The organism is Shewanella japonica (assembly GCF_002075795.1).
In the GTDB taxonomy this organism is placed as follows: domain Bacteria; phylum Pseudomonadota; class Gammaproteobacteria; order Enterobacterales; family Shewanellaceae; genus Shewanella; species Shewanella japonica.
Genome location: NZ_CP020472.1, coordinates 75,753 through 94,221, shown reverse-complemented (window position 1 = coordinate 94,221; position 18,469 = coordinate 75,753). Strand labels below are relative to the sequence as shown.

Genomic DNA, 18,469 nt, shown 5'->3' with positions numbered 1-18,469 from the left:
GAACAAAGAGTTATGTTCCCTATTGTTAGTGCTAACCGGTTAACGATTATGGTTAGCGCCTAATGTAGACATATATTTGGAAAAAAATTGAGCAATTACCTTGCAAACGCAAATGATAATGATTATTATTAACTTGCGTTCCAAAACTCAGTTATCAACATTAATAGCTTCATCTCCTATTAACCTAACTGAGTCTGCAAGCACAACATTGCTCCAACACTCTTTTAGCCAGGCTCATCACCTGGCTTTTTCTTGCCTGCAATTCACACAATGATTAACCCCCAATGTAAACACTATGTAAAGCCGATAACAAAATGTAATAAAAACTTGCTAACGATAATGAGAATGATTATTATTTATTTGCGTTCCAAAACTCAGTTATCAAATTAATAGCTTCATCTCCTATTAACTTTTCTGAGTATGCAAGCACGACATTGCTCCAACACTCTTTATAGCCAGGCTCATCACCTGGCTTTTCTTTGCCTGTTTTTCAGATACTGACAGCTCTAAAGCTTAAAATCACTCATTGTCCCCACACAAATACCTTTCAGTATTTTAGGCGCGAACTTCTTATGCTTATGTGTAAATCAAGGAAGTGAATGCCACTGTAACGGGCTGAATTTGCCATTGTAAAAAAACTGGATGTAAAGGGAATGTAAAGTAAGTGAAAAAGCCCAATTAATATTTGCAAACGATAATGAGAATGATTATTATTTATGAGCGTTCCAAAACTCAGTAATCAAATTAATAGCTTCATCTCCTATTAATCCCCTCTGAGTATGCAAGCACGACATTGCTCACACACTCTTTGTGGCCGGACTCATCATCCGGCTTTTTTTTGTCTATTTTTTATCGTCTAAGTTAACGCTCAACTTTATCTATTATTGACGATAAATTCAGTCGACGTTATTTAGCCTTAATTAGTCATCTAGTCGCTTAGTATCTCCAAAATGTAGCCCTTCATAAGGGTTATCACCTTGTTCTTCTTTAGCTTTGTGATACATACCAATGGTAAATACGGTTCCTTTACCTAAGGTTGACTTCACTTCAATTGTGCCGCCTATGCGCTTAATAATGCCGTAGCTCAGTGACAAACCTAAACCAGTACCATCTTTGCGTGTGGTATAAAACGGATCAAAAATACGACTTAATCTTTCTGGCGCAATCCCGACACCTTCATCTTCCACTTCAACTTTTACACCCACGACTTGTCCTTGTTCAACCCAATCATTGGCTCTAATCCAAATGCGGCCTTTACTTTCAATTGCATGGGCTGCGTTGACCACTAGATTAATCAAGACTTGAATAACTTGAGGGCGATTGACTTGAACATCTGCAGTGGTATTAATCTCCTGAATCAACTCAACTTCTTGTTTTTCAATCGAGTGGCGAACCAATACTAATACTTCTTCAATCATGGATTGAACTTGATGCATTTCAAGCGGAGCGTTAAATTCACCTGGACGACTGTATTGCAACAAGCTTCGAATAATAGTGCTGATCCGTCCGACTTGCTGAATGACTAGCTCTATCTCTTCTTCAACCACATTCGCATTGGAGCCAAGTTCATATTTCATTAGCTCCATATTGCCAAGGATCACCGCTGTTGGGTTATTAATCTCATGAGCAATACCAGCGGTTAACTCACCAAGAGCAGTTAATTTCTCATTGGTGACAAGTTGTTGACGAGTCTCATTGAGTAAAGCAACGTTACGTTGTAGCTCTTCTGTCTTGTCTTGTAAGCTGCGAGTACGTTCTTCTACTTTCACTTCTAATTGTTCTGCTGCGGCTTGAATTTGAAGATTACGTCTCTGCAGTAAATCCAGCATATGATCAAACTGCTCTGCCAAATTAGACAGTTCATTATCTCTGTCTAAGCCAAGTTCGCCAATGCGAAGATCTCGACCAGACTGTACTGCTTTTACAACATGATGGATGCGCTCAATAGGCTCTAATAAACTATTAGCACCTCGATATACTAAAAAACCAGAGACTAAAAGCACTAACATTAATATCGTGCCGAGTTCGATAATATTGAGAATATAAGTATGAATAAAAGGAGCTTCAGAGAAGCCTGTGTAAATCATGCCAATTCGATTACCACGTACATCTTCTAACGGCGAATAACCAGAAATAAACCAGTCATTTAGTACAAATGCTCGGTCTACCCACGGCGTGCCTTCAACCAAGACTTTCTGTCGTACTTCATCAGATACCAGTGTCCCTAAAGCACGTGATTGCGCGGCTTGCTTAGTTGAAAACAAATCCATCGGCACATTGGTACTGACACGGGCATTATCTAAGAAAATCGTCACAGTACCAATCGAGCGCTCTGGCAGTGTACCTTGGTCGTACACTAAATCTCGAATATGATCGACAATAGCCGTATCACGGTTAAATAACGTGGCCCCATCAAGGTACCAGCTCACTTGCCCATCTTGATCAACTATCGGTAATAATGTCCGGCTGAGCATGCCACGAGTCTCTTCTGACTTTTGCGGTTCTTGTGCTCGCAAAGTCGCAGACAAAGGCACTCTAGCAAGATCGGCTAAATTGGGGTCAAGCCGATCTAACCTTTTAGCAGATAACACCATTAGCCCAGAATAAGCCTGATTATTACTGATTTTGGGTAATAGCTGCCTCAAGTCCGGATCAGCATTGGCTTCTTCAATTCTAATGAGTCGCAATACATCTAGATCAAGAATCTTTTTTTGTTGTGCTAAATAGCCGTCAATTATCGCTATAGGCTCTTTGTCACCCTGCTGAATTCGTTTAAATGCTTGCTGAAAATCCCAAGATTGACTGACATTGTGCAACTGTATTTCTTGCTGCTTTTGCACTTGTTCTAAGGTGTTTATGGCAACGGTCAAGTCAGCCTTAACCTTCATAAACAACTGCTTACCTGTATAACTAATATTCCAATAAATCGTAATAAACACGAGGCTAATTAACGTCAGCAAAATAGGAAGCAAGGTTAGAATCAAAATACGATAACGCACCTTGGCTTGCATTTGCTGCCAACTAACACCGAAGAACTGACGAAAAACAGACACGATTTAGTCTTCCTTATCCGATTCGATTTCGAACCATTCTTTGTATTTTCGATCTAACGTTTTACGAGAAACCCCTAGATCACGTGCAGCAGCAGATTTATTGCCATTATGGGCATCAACCACACTCATGACATGCTGTTTTTCAACTTCTTTTAATGGCCAGCTTAGTGGATAACCCGCTTGAGTCACTACTTCTGTCTCTTGGGATTTTTTCCAATATTCAGCAGGCGGCTTGCCCAATAAAATGCATCGCTCGATCATATTACGTAATTCTCGAATATTACCTGGCCATTCATGTTGTTGCAGCACTAACAAATCTTCATGGCTCCATACAACTTCTTTTACGCCTAACTCACGTGCAAGTTGCCAAGTAAAATGATGCGTTAATTCAATGACATCTTCAGGGCGAGTGCGCAATGGAGGAATAAGAATATTAAGCACATTAAGGCGGTAATATAAATCGCTACGGAAATTTCCTTCTGCCACTTCTTCGGATAATTTTCGGTTGGTTGCAGCCACAACTCTGACATCAATCGCCACTTCTTTTTCGCTGCCCACAGGGCGAATCGCTTTTTGCTCAAGCACACGTAGTAGTGCGGTTTGCATTTTCATTGGCATTTCACCAATTTCATCTAAGAAAATCGTTCCACCGGTGGCAAAATTAAATAATCCTTCTCGATTACCTTTAGCTCCAGTAAAGGCGCCAGCGGTGTGACCAAACAGCTCACTACCTAACAATTCTGGCGCAATAGCACCACAGTTAACGGGTACAAACGGGCCTGTACGTCCGCTAAGTTGATGTAATTGCCTTGCAACGAGCTCTTTACCTGTACCAGATTCACCTTCAATCAATACCACGGCATTGGTTGGCGCAACACGTTCAATAACTTGCTTCACCTCCATCATGGCGTCGCTATTACCAATCATGGTGGTTGAGTGACCACTTGATAACTCACGGCGTAGCATGAAGTTTTCACGCTTTAATAAACGGCGCTCAATACAACGGTCAACTGATGTCATCATTTGTTCTAAGTGAAACGGCTTCATGATGAAGTCGGATGCGCCAGCACGCAGTGCTTTTATCGCTACGTCCATATCAGCATAGCCGGTCATAAAAATAATATCTGAACGGCGCTCTTTTTCATTGAGTGCTTCATGCCACTCAATACCTGAACGATCTGGTAAGCGAATATCAACAATTAATAAATCAAAATGGCCACGACTACGAAGCTTTTCAGCCTCTGCAATGGTAGAAGCGATTTCAACTAATGCGAACTTCTTGGAAAGCGCCTTTTTTAAAAAACTGCGCATGCCTGGCTCATCGTCAACAATCAAAACAGATACCGCTGTCGGAAGTGGTTTTGAGTTTGATTCATTATTATTCATATGGCTTCTACTTTGGACATTTTGACTATATTAATCATTATCGTATCACTAAAAACCTATAAATGGGTCAGTTTGCCCTGCAGAATCCTCGTTTTGAGACAATTTGTCTATAAAACCGAAACTTGCGATGTGAGGGTGATCACAGTTTTATTTTAGTCGTGATCCATATTTTTTTTGTTACTTTTGGCATACCTCTTGCTCTGTGAGTTTTGTTACGGGCAACGTTGCCCGAGTTCATTAAAAACCATCAGCAACACAATCACGTTGTATAGCAGGTTACTTTTTTATCAAGGAGATAAAATGTTTAATTTAAAGTCAGGTTTAACTGCTTTTTTAGGTATGGCACTAATCAGTAGTGCAATGGTCAGTGATTCAGTTGAAGCGACAGAAACGATTAAGTTAGCAACCACAACCAGCACAGATAACTCAGGTTTATTACGCGCAATTTTACCGACATTTGAAGCTGAATCTGGTTACAAAGTACAAGTGATTGCGACCGGAACGGGCAAAGCATTAAAGCTTGCACGTCAAGGAGATGTAGACGTCGTCATGACTCACGCTCCAGCTGCGGAAGCAAAATTTATCAATGAAGGTTATGGCACAACCCCTCGTGGCATTATGGAAAATGACTTCGTAGTGCTTGGACCTAAAAATGATCCAGCCAAAATGAACGGCAGCAAAGATGTTGTTGAAGCGTTCAAAAAAGTAGCAGAAAGCAAGAGCACCTTTATCTCTCGTGGTGACAATTCAGGCACCAATATGAAAGAGCTCGCAATTTGGAAAGAAGCTGCTGTTACCCCAGATTTTTCAGGCTATACTTCAATTGGCCAAGGCATGGGCAAGACATTATTAATGGCTGATGAGAAACAAGCTTACACATTAACTGATCGTGGTACGTTTGTTGCTTATAAATCTAAATTAGATTTAGCAATCACTTTTGAAGGTGGCGCTGCATTAGCCAACCCTTATCAAATCATGCTAATTAGTGCAGAAAAATATCCTGATTTAAATCATCAAGGAGCAAAAGCTTTGAGCGACTGGTTTATTAGCCCTCAAGCACAACAGATGATTAATGATTTCAAAGTTCAGGGAGAACAATTGTTTAAGGCAACATATAAGTAATGAATGATGGCTGGTTAGCCCTAACGCAGCAAGCTTTTAGCTTGCTGCTTTCTTTAGACCCAGACGTATGGTCTATCATAAGTGTATCTTTTTCGGTTTCTTTTGCGGCATTAATCATCACATTAATCCCGTCAATCATGCTTGGCTTTCTGCTTGCATCATACCAATTTCCTGGTCGCTGGTTTGTCACTAACATAGTTCAAACTTTGCAATCAATTCCTACTGTTGTCATAGGCTTACTTGCTTACTTACTGCTAACTCGAAACGGTCCTTTGGGCGATTTACGCTGGTTGTTTACTCAACAAGGTATGATCCTCGGTCAGATGATGATTTGTGCGCCAGTACTGATTGCATTATCTCAAGCAGCCTTTAGCAGTATTGATAAACGTGCTTACGAAACCTCACGCACCTTAGGTGCATCTTGGTCTAGAGCTATTTGGACGGTTTGCCGCGAACTCCGCGTGCCATTATTATTGGCTGTGATTGCCGCATTTAGCCGTATTTTAACTGAGGTTGGTTGTTCGATGATGGTAGGTGGCAATATTCTGCATCATACTCGAAATATTCCCACTGCCATTGCGCTTGAAACCAGTAAGGGTGATTTTGCCCAAGCTATTGCACTAGGACTGGTTTTATTAATCTTGGCGATTGTGATTAATTTCGCTATCGGTTCATTGCGTGGTAAAGCCATGCCTAGGAGCCAATAATGACAGTCAAATTAGTTGCAAAAAATATACGTAAAAACTTTAAAGACAGACTGTTATTTGAATTTGAGCAACTCACATTTTGCCAAGGGGATGTTATTTACCTTCAAGGCGACAATGGCTCAGGCAAATCAACATTGATGAAATTGATTGCTGGCATTATTAAACCTAGCGCTGGCACTGTTACAGCTGAAGGTTTTGAGCCAACAAAATGGTGGCGCAAAAATTCATTGCTTGGCAAGGCGGTATACTTGCATCAGCATGCTTATTTATTTGATGGTTCTGTAGAGTATAATATTCGTTATGCTTTACCAAAAAGTCAGTTATCACCTCAGCAACAACAAGAGCGAGTTGAGCAAGCAATTAACATGGCACAACTGGGCGCATTATTAAAAAGCGATGCAACAGATTTATCTGGCGGTGAGCGGCAACGTTTGGCAGTTGCTAGAGCCTGGATCACTCAGCCCAAATTGCTCATGCTCGACGAACCAATTTCCAATATGGATAAGCAATCGCAAAAATTAGTACTTGCGATGATAAATCAGCTCAAACAAGATGGTACAGGATTGCTAATTAGTAGCCATCAAACTTGCGGTTTAACAGCTTTATGCCAAAAACACTGGCATATATCAGAGCACAAAGTTGTTGAAAGTAACCATATACCTCGCTTTGAACAATCTCAGGAGTTTCACTATGTCAGTGCAAATTGATGCGGTGATTTTAGCTGGCGGTATGGCCAGAAGAATGGGCGGTATTGATAAAGGCTTAGTTGAACTTAGCGGTAAGCCAATGATTGCTCATACTATCGCTCGGGTTCAGCCACAAGTTGATCGTATAATGATTAATGCTAATCGCAGCCAAGCGCAATATGCTGAGTTAGGCTTTGATGTATTAAGCGATCAAGAAAGCGGTTATTTAGGCCCATTAGCCGGAATGGTCACAGCCATGAACAATACCGATGCTGACTTATTGCTAGTGGTGCCTTGTGATAGTCCGATGCTCCCGACTGATTTGTGTGAACGTATGTATGCATCGCTTAAAGAAGCCGATGCCGATATTGTGGTCGCCAGTGACGGTGAACATCATCAGCCAGTGGTTTTACTGCTCAAACCACACTTAAAAGATTCTATGCAGGCATTTTTAGATGCAGGCGATCGTAAAATTTTCCTTTGGTATGAACAACACAAGTATGTGGTCACCAGTTTCGCTGACCAACCAAATGCATTTGTGAATGTGAATACACTTGAACAAAAACTTGTCATCGAGAATGCCAAATAACCTGTGGCAACACAGCGAAAAGTCAACAATGAGGTCTTTATGAGTATACCGTTTTCCAATCCGCTTAATATTCCCGTTCTCGGATTCTGTGCCTATAGCGGCACCGGTAAAACCACCTTATTAAAACAACTTATTCCTGAGCTTAACCGCCGCGGGGTGCGTCTAGCGGTAATAAAACACGCCCACCATAATTTTGATGTCGATATTCCAGGTAAAGACAGCTACGAAATGCGCAAAGCAGGCGCTAAACAAATGTTGGTCGCTTCACATGTTCGTTGGGCGTTAATGACTGAAGATGCTGTTGAGGGCGATCCAAAACTACCGCATTTATTAGCGCAAATTGAAGCAGATAAAGTCGATATCGTTTTAGTTGAAGGCTTTAAAAAGCTCGAGCTACCAAAAATTGAATTACACCGCGCAGCGCACGGCAAGCCCCTTATTCATACTCATGATGACAACATTGTGGCTATTGCCTGTTGTGACGAAACTGAAACGCCAGCAGAGTTAACTCGTTTAGATTTAAATAATGTCGGCCAAATTGCTGACTTTGTAATTGAATACCAAACAAACTGGCAAGCACCAGACATTGAACTGCCGATACCTGCTGAAGCAACACCAGTATCAGACGAGCAAAAGTTCTTATCTGTTGCTCAAGGCTTAGAACAATTAATGGCGATGGTGAAGCCACTCACTGACAGTGAGCAAGTTGCGATAGATGATGCCGCTAACCGTGTACTGGCAAGCGATGCGATTTCTCCCGTAAACGTACCACAACAAACTAACTCGGCAATGGACGGTTATGCCTTTGCTTATAGTCAAGATAACAGCCCTGAACACCCAGTTGCACCACTTACATTAATGGGTGAAGTGCTGGCAGGCCACGAGTACCCAGGCACCTTAGCGGCAGGTGAAGCTGTGCGCATTATGACGGGGGCAACCGTACCCCAAGGCGCTGATACCGTTGAAGCTCGAGAATTAGTCGTCGAGCAAGATGGACAAGTACAGCTACAAGGGCCAGTTATTGCGGGGCAACATGTACGCTTAGCAGGTGAAGATATTGCTAAAGATGCCTTAGCATTAGCAAAAGGTCACCGCATACATGCCGCTGAACAGGGGTTATTAGCCTCATTGGGTTTAGCCACTGCCGATGTGGTCAAACAGCCTACTATTGCCGTATTCTCTACAGGCGATGAAGTCAGCCAACCAGGTGAGCCACTAAAAGCCAACTGCATTTATGACTCAAACCGCTACACCATCAAATCTATGGCGCAAAAGTTAGGTTGCCATGTCATTGATTTAGGCATTATCGAAGATAGCGAAGAAGCATTAACAACCGCATTGTCAAAGGCATCAGTTGATGCGGATATTGTTATCAGTTCAGGCGGCGTATCTGTAGGAAATGCAGATTATATTAAGACTGTCCTCGCTAAAATTGGCGAAATTAACTTCTGGCGTATTAACATGCGTCCAGGTCGCCCTCTCGCATTCGGAAAAGTGAATGAGAGTTTGTTCTTTGGTTTACCAGGTAACCCTGTGGCTGTAATGGTGTCATTTTTACAGTTTGTTCAACCTGCTATTCGAAAACTCGCTGGCGAAATCAATTATACACCACAGTATTTACCAGCTATTACCGATACTATGTTGCGCAGTAGAACAGGACGAACTGAATTTGTTCGTGGTCAGTATCATTTAAGCAATGATGGACGTTTACATGTTGCCTCTACAGGGGCGCAAGGTTCAGGGATGTTGAACTCAATGGTCAAAGCAAACTGTCTGATTGTTATCGGCGAAGCCGAAGATTCAGTTGTGCCAGGCCAACAAGTCTATATTCAGCCTTTTGCTGAACTGTTATAACTAACCAAAAGATGTGCTAATTCATGAGTTTAATAGTCGACAAGTTTAACCGAAAAGTAGAATACTTACGTTTATCGGTCACTGACCGTTGTGATTTTCGCTGTGTATATTGCATGAGTGAAGATCCCAGCTTTTTACCAAAAGAACAGGTATTAAGCCTTGAAGAACTGGCATGGATTGCACAAGCTTTTACCGAATTAGGTGTAAAGAAAATTCGCTTAACTGGCGGTGAGCCTTTAGTTAGAACCGACTGTGACAAATTAATTGAGTTACTCGGTCAACTACCGGGCTTAGATGACTTGTCGATGACCACTAATGGTTCGCGCTTAAGTAAGCTTGCTCAGCCAATGCATGATGCAGGCCTTAAGCGCCTAAACATCAGTTTAGATACCTTAAACCCTGATCTCTTTACCGAAATGACTCGCAATGGCAAAGTCGAACGAGTGATTGCGGGAATTGATGCAGCAAAAGCCGCAGGCTTTAAACACATCAAAATCAATGCGGTGATTTTACGTGGCAAAAACGATCACGAAGTGATTGATTTAATCAATTTTTGCCGTGACCGTGAGTTAGATATTGCTTTCATTGAAGAAATGCCATTAGGTGTAATGGATGAGCGCAAACGTAGTCGTCACTGCTCAAGTGAAGAAGTGAGAGGGCTAATTGAAGAAGCTTATCCATTAATTCCATCAAGTAAACGTACTGGCGGGCCTGCTCGCTATTACAAAATGGCCGACAGCAATATTCATATCGGTTTCATTTCACCTCACAGTAATAATTTCTGCCACGAATGTAATCGTGTTCGCGTGACGGTAGAAGGTCGTTTATTGTTGTGTTTAGGCAATGAGAACTCAGTGGACTTGAAGTCAATCGTTCGTGAATTCCCTGGGGATATCGGCAAACTCAAAGAGGCCATATTAGAAGGAATTCAACACAAGCCAAAAGAACATTACTTTGGCACCGATGATGACGTGCAAATCTTACGTTTTATGAATTCAACAGGCGGCTAGTGAACATCAACTTCAGTTAACGAAAGGTGATGCTAAATAATGCATCACCTTTTTTTTAGATGACTCAGTCAACGCCATTTTCAACTAACGATAACTATTCACTTTTTGCTCACCAGTATTTTGCTATACACTTAGGGACACGATCGGACTCACAAGCAGTAATGCATTAGTTTATGGCTTTATCTCGAAAAAAATGGAACAACATTCTCATCATTGCCTGTGTCTTTATGGTTGCAGTGTTAACCTTTATCGACTCCAAAACCAATAAAATGCCAGATGATGCTCATGCATTATTTGATGAAAGCAACCAGTTAACCCAATTGCAATTTAATGGTATTTGGCTTAATAAGTCAGCCTCTCAATGGCGTTGTGACGATAGCGTACTCAATTGCCAACCCCTTGCTACTGCTTGGTCAAAACTAATGGTTTCAGCGGTTCAAATGCCTGCGAATGAGATCCAATTGCTTACCGCCTCCGTAACATTGACCATTGCCATAAATCATCAACAACAAGCGCAACATTGGCAGTACTATCCTGCTGAAGGGCTTTTACAATCGGCATCAAGCAATTGGTATCAAATACCACCAAGCTTACGCAATGAGTTAGCACCGATTATCTCAACCCAATAATTATCATCATCTAGTGAGTAACGATAAAGACCAAGTAAACGCCACCAGCGTCAAACTTAGCTAATAGACAATAAAATGGATTCATATGCCTGAATTACCAGAAGTAGAAGTCACTAAGCAAGGTGTATCACCGCATCTTGTTGATCAAACCGTACGCGATTTAGTCATTAGAAACGCCTCTTTGCGTTGGCCTGTACCTGATATTTGTAAAAACATTATAGGGCAAACCATTAAGCAGGTTCGCCGCCGAGCCAAATACTTATTAATCGACACCGATGCGGGGATTACCATTGTCCACCTTGGTATGTCTGGCAGCTTACGCATCCTGCCAGCGAATACTCCCGTCGAGAAACATGATCATATCGACCTCGTATTAGAAAATGGCCGAGTACTGAGATACAACGACCCTCGACGATTTGGGGCTTGGCTTTGGTATGAACTGCCAGAAGATGGACACCCGCTACTGTCAAAGTTGGGGCCTGAGCCTCTTAGTGACGGCTTTAATCCACAACAGTTACAACAGGAATTAACCAATAAAAAGAAAGCCATCAAACTGTGTTTAATGGACAACCACATCGTGGTGGGTGTAGGAAACATTTATGCTAACGAAGCACTTTTTGCCGCCGGAATTCACCCGCAAGCAGCGGCTGGCAACATTGATATAGACAGGCTGACAATATTGGTCGCTGAAGTAAAACAAATCCTTGCCCAAGCAATCAAACAAGGCGGCACAACACTTAAAGACTTCACCAACGCAGACGGTAAACCCGGGTATTTTGCGCAAAAGCTCCATGTTTATGGCCGCGGCGGTGAAACTTGCACCGCATGTGGTAACTTACTCAGTGAAATAAAGCTGGGGCAGCGGACTACGGTTTTTTGTGGTGTGTGCCAAAGCCATTAAGCTCACTAGACTTTAGCCTGTGGAGTTTTTTCAGAAAGTAATTTAATGGAATATCGCTAATAAAAAGCCTCAATCATTGTTGAGGCTTTTTTAGCAAATCATCCTAGAACTTGTACTCGTAGCGCGTAAATAAAGTACCGTCGGTTTCAGAGTCTTCCTCTTCAAATTCAGATTGTGACACGGTTCCGCCAAAGGTCATCATACCGCTCATCAGTGGCATTCTATAAGACAGCTCTAACATCAACAAATCTTCTTTAGGCGGCTGCGGCGCCCAGCCATGACTTGGACTTTCTCCATCTTTATTTAACTGTGCATACCTAAATATTGAGGTAAATGCATGGCTGTTTTTAAATTGCCCTACTAACCCTAAAGCATATACCTGCGCATCGCTGTCGTAAGTGCTGCCAAAGGCTCGGCCATGATAACGTGAGCCACTTTTATAGGTTCCATGTTCATAAAAACAATTAAACTTGGTCGAGTCTTCACCACAATAAACCATGGTGTCTGTGTACTCAAAAAACAATTTGTACTGTTGAGAGTCGAAACTAAAGCGGGTATCTACGCCGTACATTTTTCCACAATCGACAATTTCCCAAGGGTCGCCTTTAGAGTCTTCACAGGTACGCTCTAAAAAGATCCCCACAGGGACATCCCAGAAGGTTTCTGAATAGCGTACATCGAAGCCTGCCATTTGGTTGCCATAGTTGGAACAGTCACCATCTTCAAAGCCGCGACAATCACGCTGCCCTGTAATGGACTTCCATGCACTATCTAAATCACACTCCTGACCTTCACCGCAAAATTGTGTGGTCCAAGATAGGCCAATTTCAAGCTGTCTTAACGGTTTAATAGAAGCTCGTAAGTTCCATAACAACGCATGAGGAGCATACCTTTCTTCTTCCATCATGCTGATGCCACCAGTTAGTGTCCAAGTGCCTAACCATGATAACCAAGGTGTCTCAAAAGCTTCTGCATTGTTACGAGAGACCATTAACGAAGGCATTGGACGGGCATTATTTGATTTATGTAAACCAGAATCAAACCCCGGCCCCCACCATTGCTCTATGGTGCCTGCCGTAACAATCCAGTTGCCTAACACCACAGCCATATATGAATCATCTAATCGAAATGTCTTATCATCTTGTGGTTCGTAATTTGCTGACGCTGTAACCTTATAAGCGAATCGCTCGCCAAGATATTCATGGGAAGCGGTGAGTTCACCTTTTTCACGATAATCTGAGCCAAAATGCTGAAAGCGAGCTTCATCAGTCGCTGCCGTTGCGGCAATTGTCGTATTACCTCTATTTTCAATTGCATTTTGGTAGTAAAGGTTAACCCTCGCAAAAGCATCAACTAGCGCCGGAGACATAATTGATGGCTCAGCTTTTCTCAAATCATTACCGATACCTGACCACATGAGCGGAAAAGTATTAATGGGTACGGTAATCACTCCTGCATCGGCAAGCGCTTGAATGTCGGCACGAAGATAAATATCAGAAGTGTCGACCCATGGGGCAGCCACAACAGAAGCACTTAAACAACACCCAGCCAGGCTCAGTGTGGTGAGATGTTTTCTAATGGATCGTTTTGATAACGTACACTTTTGAGATAACGACTGAGATAGTTTCATGCTGTGCTTAATAGGTAATTAAAAAGATTAACGTATTTGAAAAGTCCATTTCACGTTACGTTGCTAAGACTTAGTCGAGGCAATTTTATCCAACAAGGAAATCGCCACATCTTGGTGCACAAATTGACTCACATCGCCGCCGTGTAAAGCAACCTCTTTAACTAAAGTTGAAGAGATAAAAGAGTTTTCTTCGGCAGGTGTTAAAAACACACTTTCTAAATCAGGGCTTAATCGACGATTCATGTTGGCCAATTGAAATTCATATTCAAAGTCCGACACTGCTCTTAAACCACGCACAAGTACACTGGCTTGTTGTTCTTTAGCAAAATCAACCAACAATCCAGTAAAGCCGACAACTTCTACGTTGTCTAAATGTGCCGTCACAAGGTTCACTTGCTCCACTCTTTCTTCAAGCGTGAACATAGGCTTTTTGGACGGATTTGAGGCAATACCAATGATAACGTGTCGGAAAAGTCTCGCAGCACGTTCTATCAGATCAGCATGGCCATTGGTAACAGGATCAAACGTTCCTGGATATATTGCACGTCTATGCATGTAAGTATTCGCTATGTCAGTGAATTCAGTCCGTTGAAGAGTATATCATTCAGAACTAAACAAGGTTCACTATCGGTCAACTAGGCCGCCAAATAATACTACAAGGCCGACAATGACAGCAAAATTAATATCGATAAAATGCCTCGATAACGTAAATCAAATACTTTCAGTGCATGGTTATCATAAAAAATAACAGGTAAAATCAGCATTAATCCTATTTCGACCTGTATAGCTATTCAATTGAACTTACTCCCCTTTAAAGTTTTACTGGTTTTCGGCACCCGCCCAGAAGCAATTAAAATGAGCCCACTGGCAAAACTACTTGCTCAGCACCCTAGTTTAGAGGTGCGAGTTTGCGTTACAGGTCAACACCGAGAAATGCTAGACCAAGTATTAGGCTTATTTAATATTACCCCTGATTACGACCTGAACTTGATGAAGTCGCAACAATCTCTTGAATGGTTAACTTCCGCCATTATTGAGGGAACAAGTCATGTTATTAACGACTTTCAACCTCAACTGGTGTTAGTTCATGGAGATACGACTACTTCATTTGCGGCTGCACTTGCCGCCTTCTATAAAAAAGTCGATGTGGGTCATGTTGAAGCAGGCCTCAGAACCGGCGATTTGCAATCACCTTGGCCAGAAGAGGCCAATAGAAAACTGACAGCCACACTCGCTAAACACCATTTCGCGCCCACTCAAACGGCTGCAAATAACTTACTCGCTGAGGGGCATCAACCTGATAATGTCCATATCACAGGCAATACCGTGATTGATGCGTTACTGCAAACAGTTGCTTCAAATCATGAAAATGGATTTCAGCCAACGGCATTAACTGAGCTACTTAACAGCGTAAGCTATCAAAAAGTGATACTGGTTACAGGCCACAGACGGGAAAATTTTGGCACAGGTTTTGAGAACATTTGTTTGGCATTACAAAAGATAGCCACTACATATCCTAATGTCGCTATCATCTATCCAGTACATTTAAATCCACAGGTGCAAGCCCCTGTGAATCAATACCTTGGTAATATTGATAACGTTCATCTCATTGCGCCACAAGATTACCCTTCTTTTGTTTATCTCATGGATCGTGCAGATATTATTTTAACCGACTCTGGAGGCGTCCAAGAGGAAGCGCCAGCACTTCACAAACCCGTATTAGTGCTTAGAGATAAAACCGAACGTATTGAGGCGCTTGAAGCCGGAACAGTCAACCTTGTAGGAACCGATACTGATCGTATCGTTAACGCTGTCACGACCTTACTTGAGCAACAAGAACAGAATACAAAACCTAGTAACCCCTATGGCGACGGACAAGCCTGTCAACGAATTCAAACGCAAATATTGCGCCATTACCAACTCATTTAATGCAGGCTAGTCCATGAAAAATATTTTTATCATCTATCGCTCAATGTTTACCCCACAAGGTGAGGTACACACCATTGGCGGAATTGAAAACTATATTATGAGCCTCATTGAGACATTTAAGACTCAGCAATGGCGAACTCAAATTGTTCAACCAGCTAAAACGTCTTTTTGTCTTGAAAGAGAAGACGTGATTATCAATGGAGTCACAACAGGCATATATCGGGGAAATAGTAAAAAGTTTGCGTTAGCACAATGGGTTAAACAACATGCCAAAGAAGGCGATGTGGTTATCTTCGCCACTGATTCTTATGCAGTCAAAATACCTGGACTCGCCACAGTCGGTATTCAACATGGAGTGTCATGGGACAAGCCCCAAACTAACTCGTCATTTTTAGGGCAGTTTGTGTCTTCGCTGTTGAATCATTATAAGTATCTAAAATTTGCTAGAAAAAGCGATACACTCATTTGCGTCGATCATAACTTTGTAAACTGGTATCGCACTTGGTGCAGCCCCCAAGCCCAACAAATCAAAGTCATCTATAATTTTTATCAACAACGATTATCCACAGACCAGTTGCTACAGAAATGGGCTCAATCGCCGCAACCTCTCAAACTCATCATCGCAAGACGGTTCGTTGACTACCGAGGTATTGCGATAATTGCGCCAGTAATTGAAAAACTGTTAAATCAATTTGAACACCTCGAGGTCACATTCGCTGGAGAGGGGCCACTTCAGCCTTTACTCGAAAAAGCCTTTGCAAAACATCCTCGAGTTACAATCACTCAGTATCAAGCCCAAGAAAGTTTTCACATCCACCAGCAACATCATATAGCGGTTATTCCAACCTTAGGTTCAGAAGGCACATCATTGTCCATGATTGAAGCTATGGCAGCGGGCTGTTTGGTAATAAGCAGCAATGTAGGAGGCCTTTCAAACTTAATTATCGACGGCTATAACGGCCATTTGGTTATGCCTAATACTAATGAGTTTGAACGGGTTATTTACCGAGCAATTAATGATATAAACCAAACTCAACAGCTGGCAATCAATGGATATGAGTCAATTAAACACGTCTGCTCGCAAGCGCAATGGTCTCGGGCTTGGGTTGATGTCATAAAAAGCTTACCTTCTAAAGCTTGTCATTAAATCTTGTTTATCGACTAAAAATCACAGCCACAAGAATCAAAAAAAGCGACAATATTGCTATTGTCGCTTTTAAAGTAAAAACATTAATATTTAACGCTTTAACTGATTAATATCAGGTAACTTATTTCTATTTATCCGCACGTTAGCTTCAAAACACACCTTTTGCCAAATACGTCTCACAGGATGTTTTTTAGCATTATTTCTATTTTCTAAAGTGCAGATTTCACTTTCAAAATCAGCCTCTAATACCGGAAAGGGTTTAACGACATAGCAAGCTAATGATTTTTCATACCAATACTGTATATCGATATCAATTGGCCTCGTAATCGGAGTAGCGCTAGCTAATAACTTTTGGGCCCCTGATATCGATACAAATTGCCCGCGAGTGGAAGACGGTAACTTTAAACAGGTCGACAATGAAAATAGCTCTGTTAACTCAATACTATCAATGACTTTTTTCTGCTTTCGACCATGACATAACTTAATATAATCCCATGAAGAAGGTAATTGGCTAATGCTCTGTATCAGTGAGAGTAACTCAGGGTTAAGCACTGAGTCATCCTCTAGAATAAGCGCAAAATCTAACCCTTGCGACACCATCATGTTCCAGCAGTTTATATGGCTCAGATAACAGCCAATTTCACCCACATTAAGCACTTTATCGTACTTTGCAAGATTCGCTTTTTCATTGAAGACAGTGTGGATTTCAGCATCATCTAGGTCTTTGCCATATACAGCCGGTACTCTTTCATAGTCGATATTGAGTAGTTCTAGCTGTTGACGCATAAAAGCCATTCTTTCGGTGCTTTTATCAAGATTTATTACAAACACTTTAAACTGCATAATGTCTCTTCTACCATCCTTGGGCTTATCTATATAATATTCTACACAGTCAAAAAGCGACTCATTGATGGTTCTTCATTTTGTCTGTAATACTCTACTTTGGCGTGATATTTAATTTTTGCTTTAACACGGTTGAACTAACATTAGGCGTGTAATCAAAATAAACCATTTCACACGTAACTGGTGGATATTTCCCTTTCCAATCTGAACCAACTGATATTGCATCAATATTATATTGATCAACTACTGCCTGCTTATTCTTATCAACCTGAGGGATCACTTCATCAACGTAGCGGTTGGCTTCCAGAATCGAAATCCGTTCTTCAAATGGAATAATCGGAGGGCGACCTTTGGAATTAATTATCACCTCATCGGTAGACACTCCAACGATAAGATAATCGCACAGCTCTTTGGTTTTCTTTAGAATATTCAAATGACCTTGATGAAAAATATCGAAACACCCAGATGTATACATTCGTCGATACTTCTTCGTTGTCTCTTTTGACTCAAGAGAAATGAAGTCACTTTTGAGGGTTTTTAATAACTCTTGCTGATAAATATCATCAAGTTGCAATTCATTAGCAAGACTCGGCTGGTTCGGCCATTGTTTATCAGTAAACACTTTGTCACAGAATTCAACAGGTGACTCATAACGTGGTATCACATGAAAATGTACGTCAGGGTCGGCCATCATCAGCATCAAGTAGTTAATTTTTGTATAATCAAAACGCTTTTTTAGCACTCTTTCGATATCAGAGATGATTAGTGACTGTTCGTCAGCAGCTTCTTTTGAAATCGAAGAATATTGATGCACACTCTCTTTACATATCAACACCATTGAACCTAATGTTGGTTGTTCAGGTCTGAGTAATAAATCCCAGTGCTGATAAGATTTAATAAGACTTTCAGGGTAGGCAAATTTTTTAAGCGTTACTTGAGGCATGAATTCAGTACACAGTAGAATTGTGGGAAACATTTTAGTT

The 18,469-nt window shown here is 41.5% G+C and carries 16 protein-coding genes; 10 read left to right on the top strand and 6 right to left on the bottom strand.

Going from position 1 to position 18,469, the window contains the following annotated elements:
* Nucleotides 1-920: 920 nt before the first annotated feature.
* Entirely contained in the window at nucleotides 921-3,053 is a 2,133-nt protein-coding gene (locus tag SJ2017_RS00390) for a sensor histidine kinase (RefSeq protein WP_055025845.1), read from the bottom strand.
* A gap of 3 nt (nucleotides 3,054-3,056) precedes the next feature.
* Nucleotides 3,057-4,439 (bottom strand): sigma-54-dependent transcriptional regulator, encoded by a 1,383-nt coding sequence (locus SJ2017_RS00385; RefSeq protein WP_080914531.1) that lies wholly within the window; start codon nucleotides 4,437-4,439, stop codon nucleotides 3,057-3,059.
* A gap of 300 nt (nucleotides 4,440-4,739) precedes the next feature.
* Here SJ2017_RS00385 and SJ2017_RS00380 point away from each other — a divergent pair, with 300 nt between their 5' ends.
* The 8 genes from SJ2017_RS00380 to mutM all read left to right on the top strand — a co-directional run bounded on the left by SJ2017_RS00380 (nucleotide 4,740) and on the right by mutM (nucleotide 11,937).
* Nucleotides 4,740-5,561: an ABC transporter substrate-binding protein gene (locus SJ2017_RS00380; RefSeq protein ID WP_055025843.1), complete on the top strand. Its 822-nt coding sequence runs from the start codon at nucleotides 4,740-4,742 to the stop codon at nucleotides 5,559-5,561.
* Nucleotides 5,561-6,268 carry an ABC transporter permease gene (locus SJ2017_RS00375; RefSeq protein ID WP_055025842.1) on the top strand — a complete coding sequence of 236 codons (708 nt, stop codon included), beginning with the start codon at nucleotides 5,561-5,563 and terminating at the stop codon, nucleotides 6,266-6,268. The genes SJ2017_RS00380 and SJ2017_RS00375 overlap by 1 nt, the downstream gene beginning before the upstream one ends.
* Nucleotides 6,265-6,975: an energy-coupling factor ABC transporter ATP-binding protein gene (locus tag SJ2017_RS00370; protein ID WP_119968074.1), complete on the top strand. Its 711-nt coding sequence runs from the start codon at nucleotides 6,265-6,267 to the stop codon at nucleotides 6,973-6,975. The genes SJ2017_RS00375 and SJ2017_RS00370 overlap by 4 nt, the downstream gene beginning before the upstream one ends.
* Entirely contained in the window at nucleotides 6,959-7,543 is a 585-nt protein-coding gene (gene mobA / locus SJ2017_RS00365) for a molybdenum cofactor guanylyltransferase MobA (protein WP_055025840.1), read from the top strand. The genes SJ2017_RS00370 and mobA overlap by 17 nt, the downstream gene beginning before the upstream one ends.
* Nucleotides 7,544-7,582: 39 nt before the next feature.
* Entirely contained in the window at nucleotides 7,583-9,397 is a 1,815-nt protein-coding gene (locus SJ2017_RS00360; protein ID WP_080914530.1) for a bifunctional molybdopterin-guanine dinucleotide biosynthesis adaptor protein MobB/molybdopterin molybdotransferase MoeA, read from the top strand.
* A gap of 23 nt (nucleotides 9,398-9,420) precedes the next feature.
* Nucleotides 9,421-10,407, top strand: coding sequence for a GTP 3',8-cyclase MoaA (moaA, locus tag SJ2017_RS00355; RefSeq protein ID WP_055025838.1), 987 nt, complete (start codon nucleotides 9,421-9,423; stop codon nucleotides 10,405-10,407).
* Between the two features lie 173 nt (nucleotides 10,408-10,580).
* The gene (locus tag SJ2017_RS00350; RefSeq protein WP_055025837.1) at nucleotides 10,581-11,036 is read left to right on the top strand and encodes a hypothetical protein; all 456 of its coding nucleotides are present in this window, start codon (nucleotides 10,581-10,583) and stop codon (nucleotides 11,034-11,036) included.
* 85 nt (nucleotides 11,037-11,121) lie between these two features.
* Nucleotides 11,122-11,937, top strand: a complete 816-nt coding sequence (gene mutM, locus SJ2017_RS00345) for a bifunctional DNA-formamidopyrimidine glycosylase/DNA-(apurinic or apyrimidinic site) lyase (protein WP_080914529.1) — start codon at nucleotides 11,122-11,124, stop codon at nucleotides 11,935-11,937.
* A gap of 103 nt (nucleotides 11,938-12,040) precedes the next feature.
* Here mutM and SJ2017_RS00340 read toward each other — a convergent pair whose 3' ends face one another.
* Together SJ2017_RS00340 and coaD are read right to left on the bottom strand one after the other, a co-directional pair.
* A complete protein-coding gene (locus SJ2017_RS00340) occupies nucleotides 12,041-13,567 on the bottom strand; it encodes a capsule assembly Wzi family protein (RefSeq protein WP_080914528.1) in 1,527 nt (508 codons plus the stop codon).
* A gap of 63 nt (nucleotides 13,568-13,630) precedes the next feature.
* Nucleotides 13,631-14,122 carry a pantetheine-phosphate adenylyltransferase gene (coaD, locus tag SJ2017_RS00335; protein WP_055025835.1) on the bottom strand — a complete coding sequence of 164 codons (492 nt, stop codon included), beginning with the start codon at nucleotides 14,120-14,122 and terminating at the stop codon, nucleotides 13,631-13,633.
* 240 nt (nucleotides 14,123-14,362) lie between these two features.
* Between coaD and wecB the strand changes: the two genes are divergently transcribed.
* Nucleotides 14,363-15,496: a non-hydrolyzing UDP-N-acetylglucosamine 2-epimerase gene (gene wecB / locus SJ2017_RS00330; RefSeq protein WP_268788288.1), complete on the top strand. Its 1,134-nt coding sequence runs from the start codon at nucleotides 14,363-14,365 to the stop codon at nucleotides 15,494-15,496.
* Between the two features lie 13 nt (nucleotides 15,497-15,509).
* Nucleotides 15,510-16,643, top strand: a complete 1,134-nt coding sequence (locus SJ2017_RS00325; RefSeq protein ID WP_080914527.1) for a glycosyltransferase family 4 protein — start codon at nucleotides 15,510-15,512, stop codon at nucleotides 16,641-16,643.
* A 90-nt stretch (nucleotides 16,644-16,733) separates the two neighbouring features.
* Here the strand turns inward: SJ2017_RS00325 and SJ2017_RS00320 are convergent, their stop codons facing one another.
* Both SJ2017_RS00320 and SJ2017_RS21645 read right to left on the bottom strand, forming a co-directional pair.
* Entirely contained in the window at nucleotides 16,734-17,486 is a 753-nt protein-coding gene (locus tag SJ2017_RS00320) for a glycosyltransferase family 25 protein (RefSeq protein WP_080914526.1), read from the bottom strand.
* A 94-nt stretch (nucleotides 17,487-17,580) separates the two neighbouring features.
* Nucleotides 17,581-18,462 (bottom strand): adenylyltransferase/cytidyltransferase family protein, encoded by an 882-nt coding sequence (locus tag SJ2017_RS21645; RefSeq protein ID WP_244899746.1) that lies wholly within the window; start codon nucleotides 18,460-18,462, stop codon nucleotides 17,581-17,583.
* Between the last annotated feature and the right edge of the window lie 7 nt (nucleotides 18,463-18,469).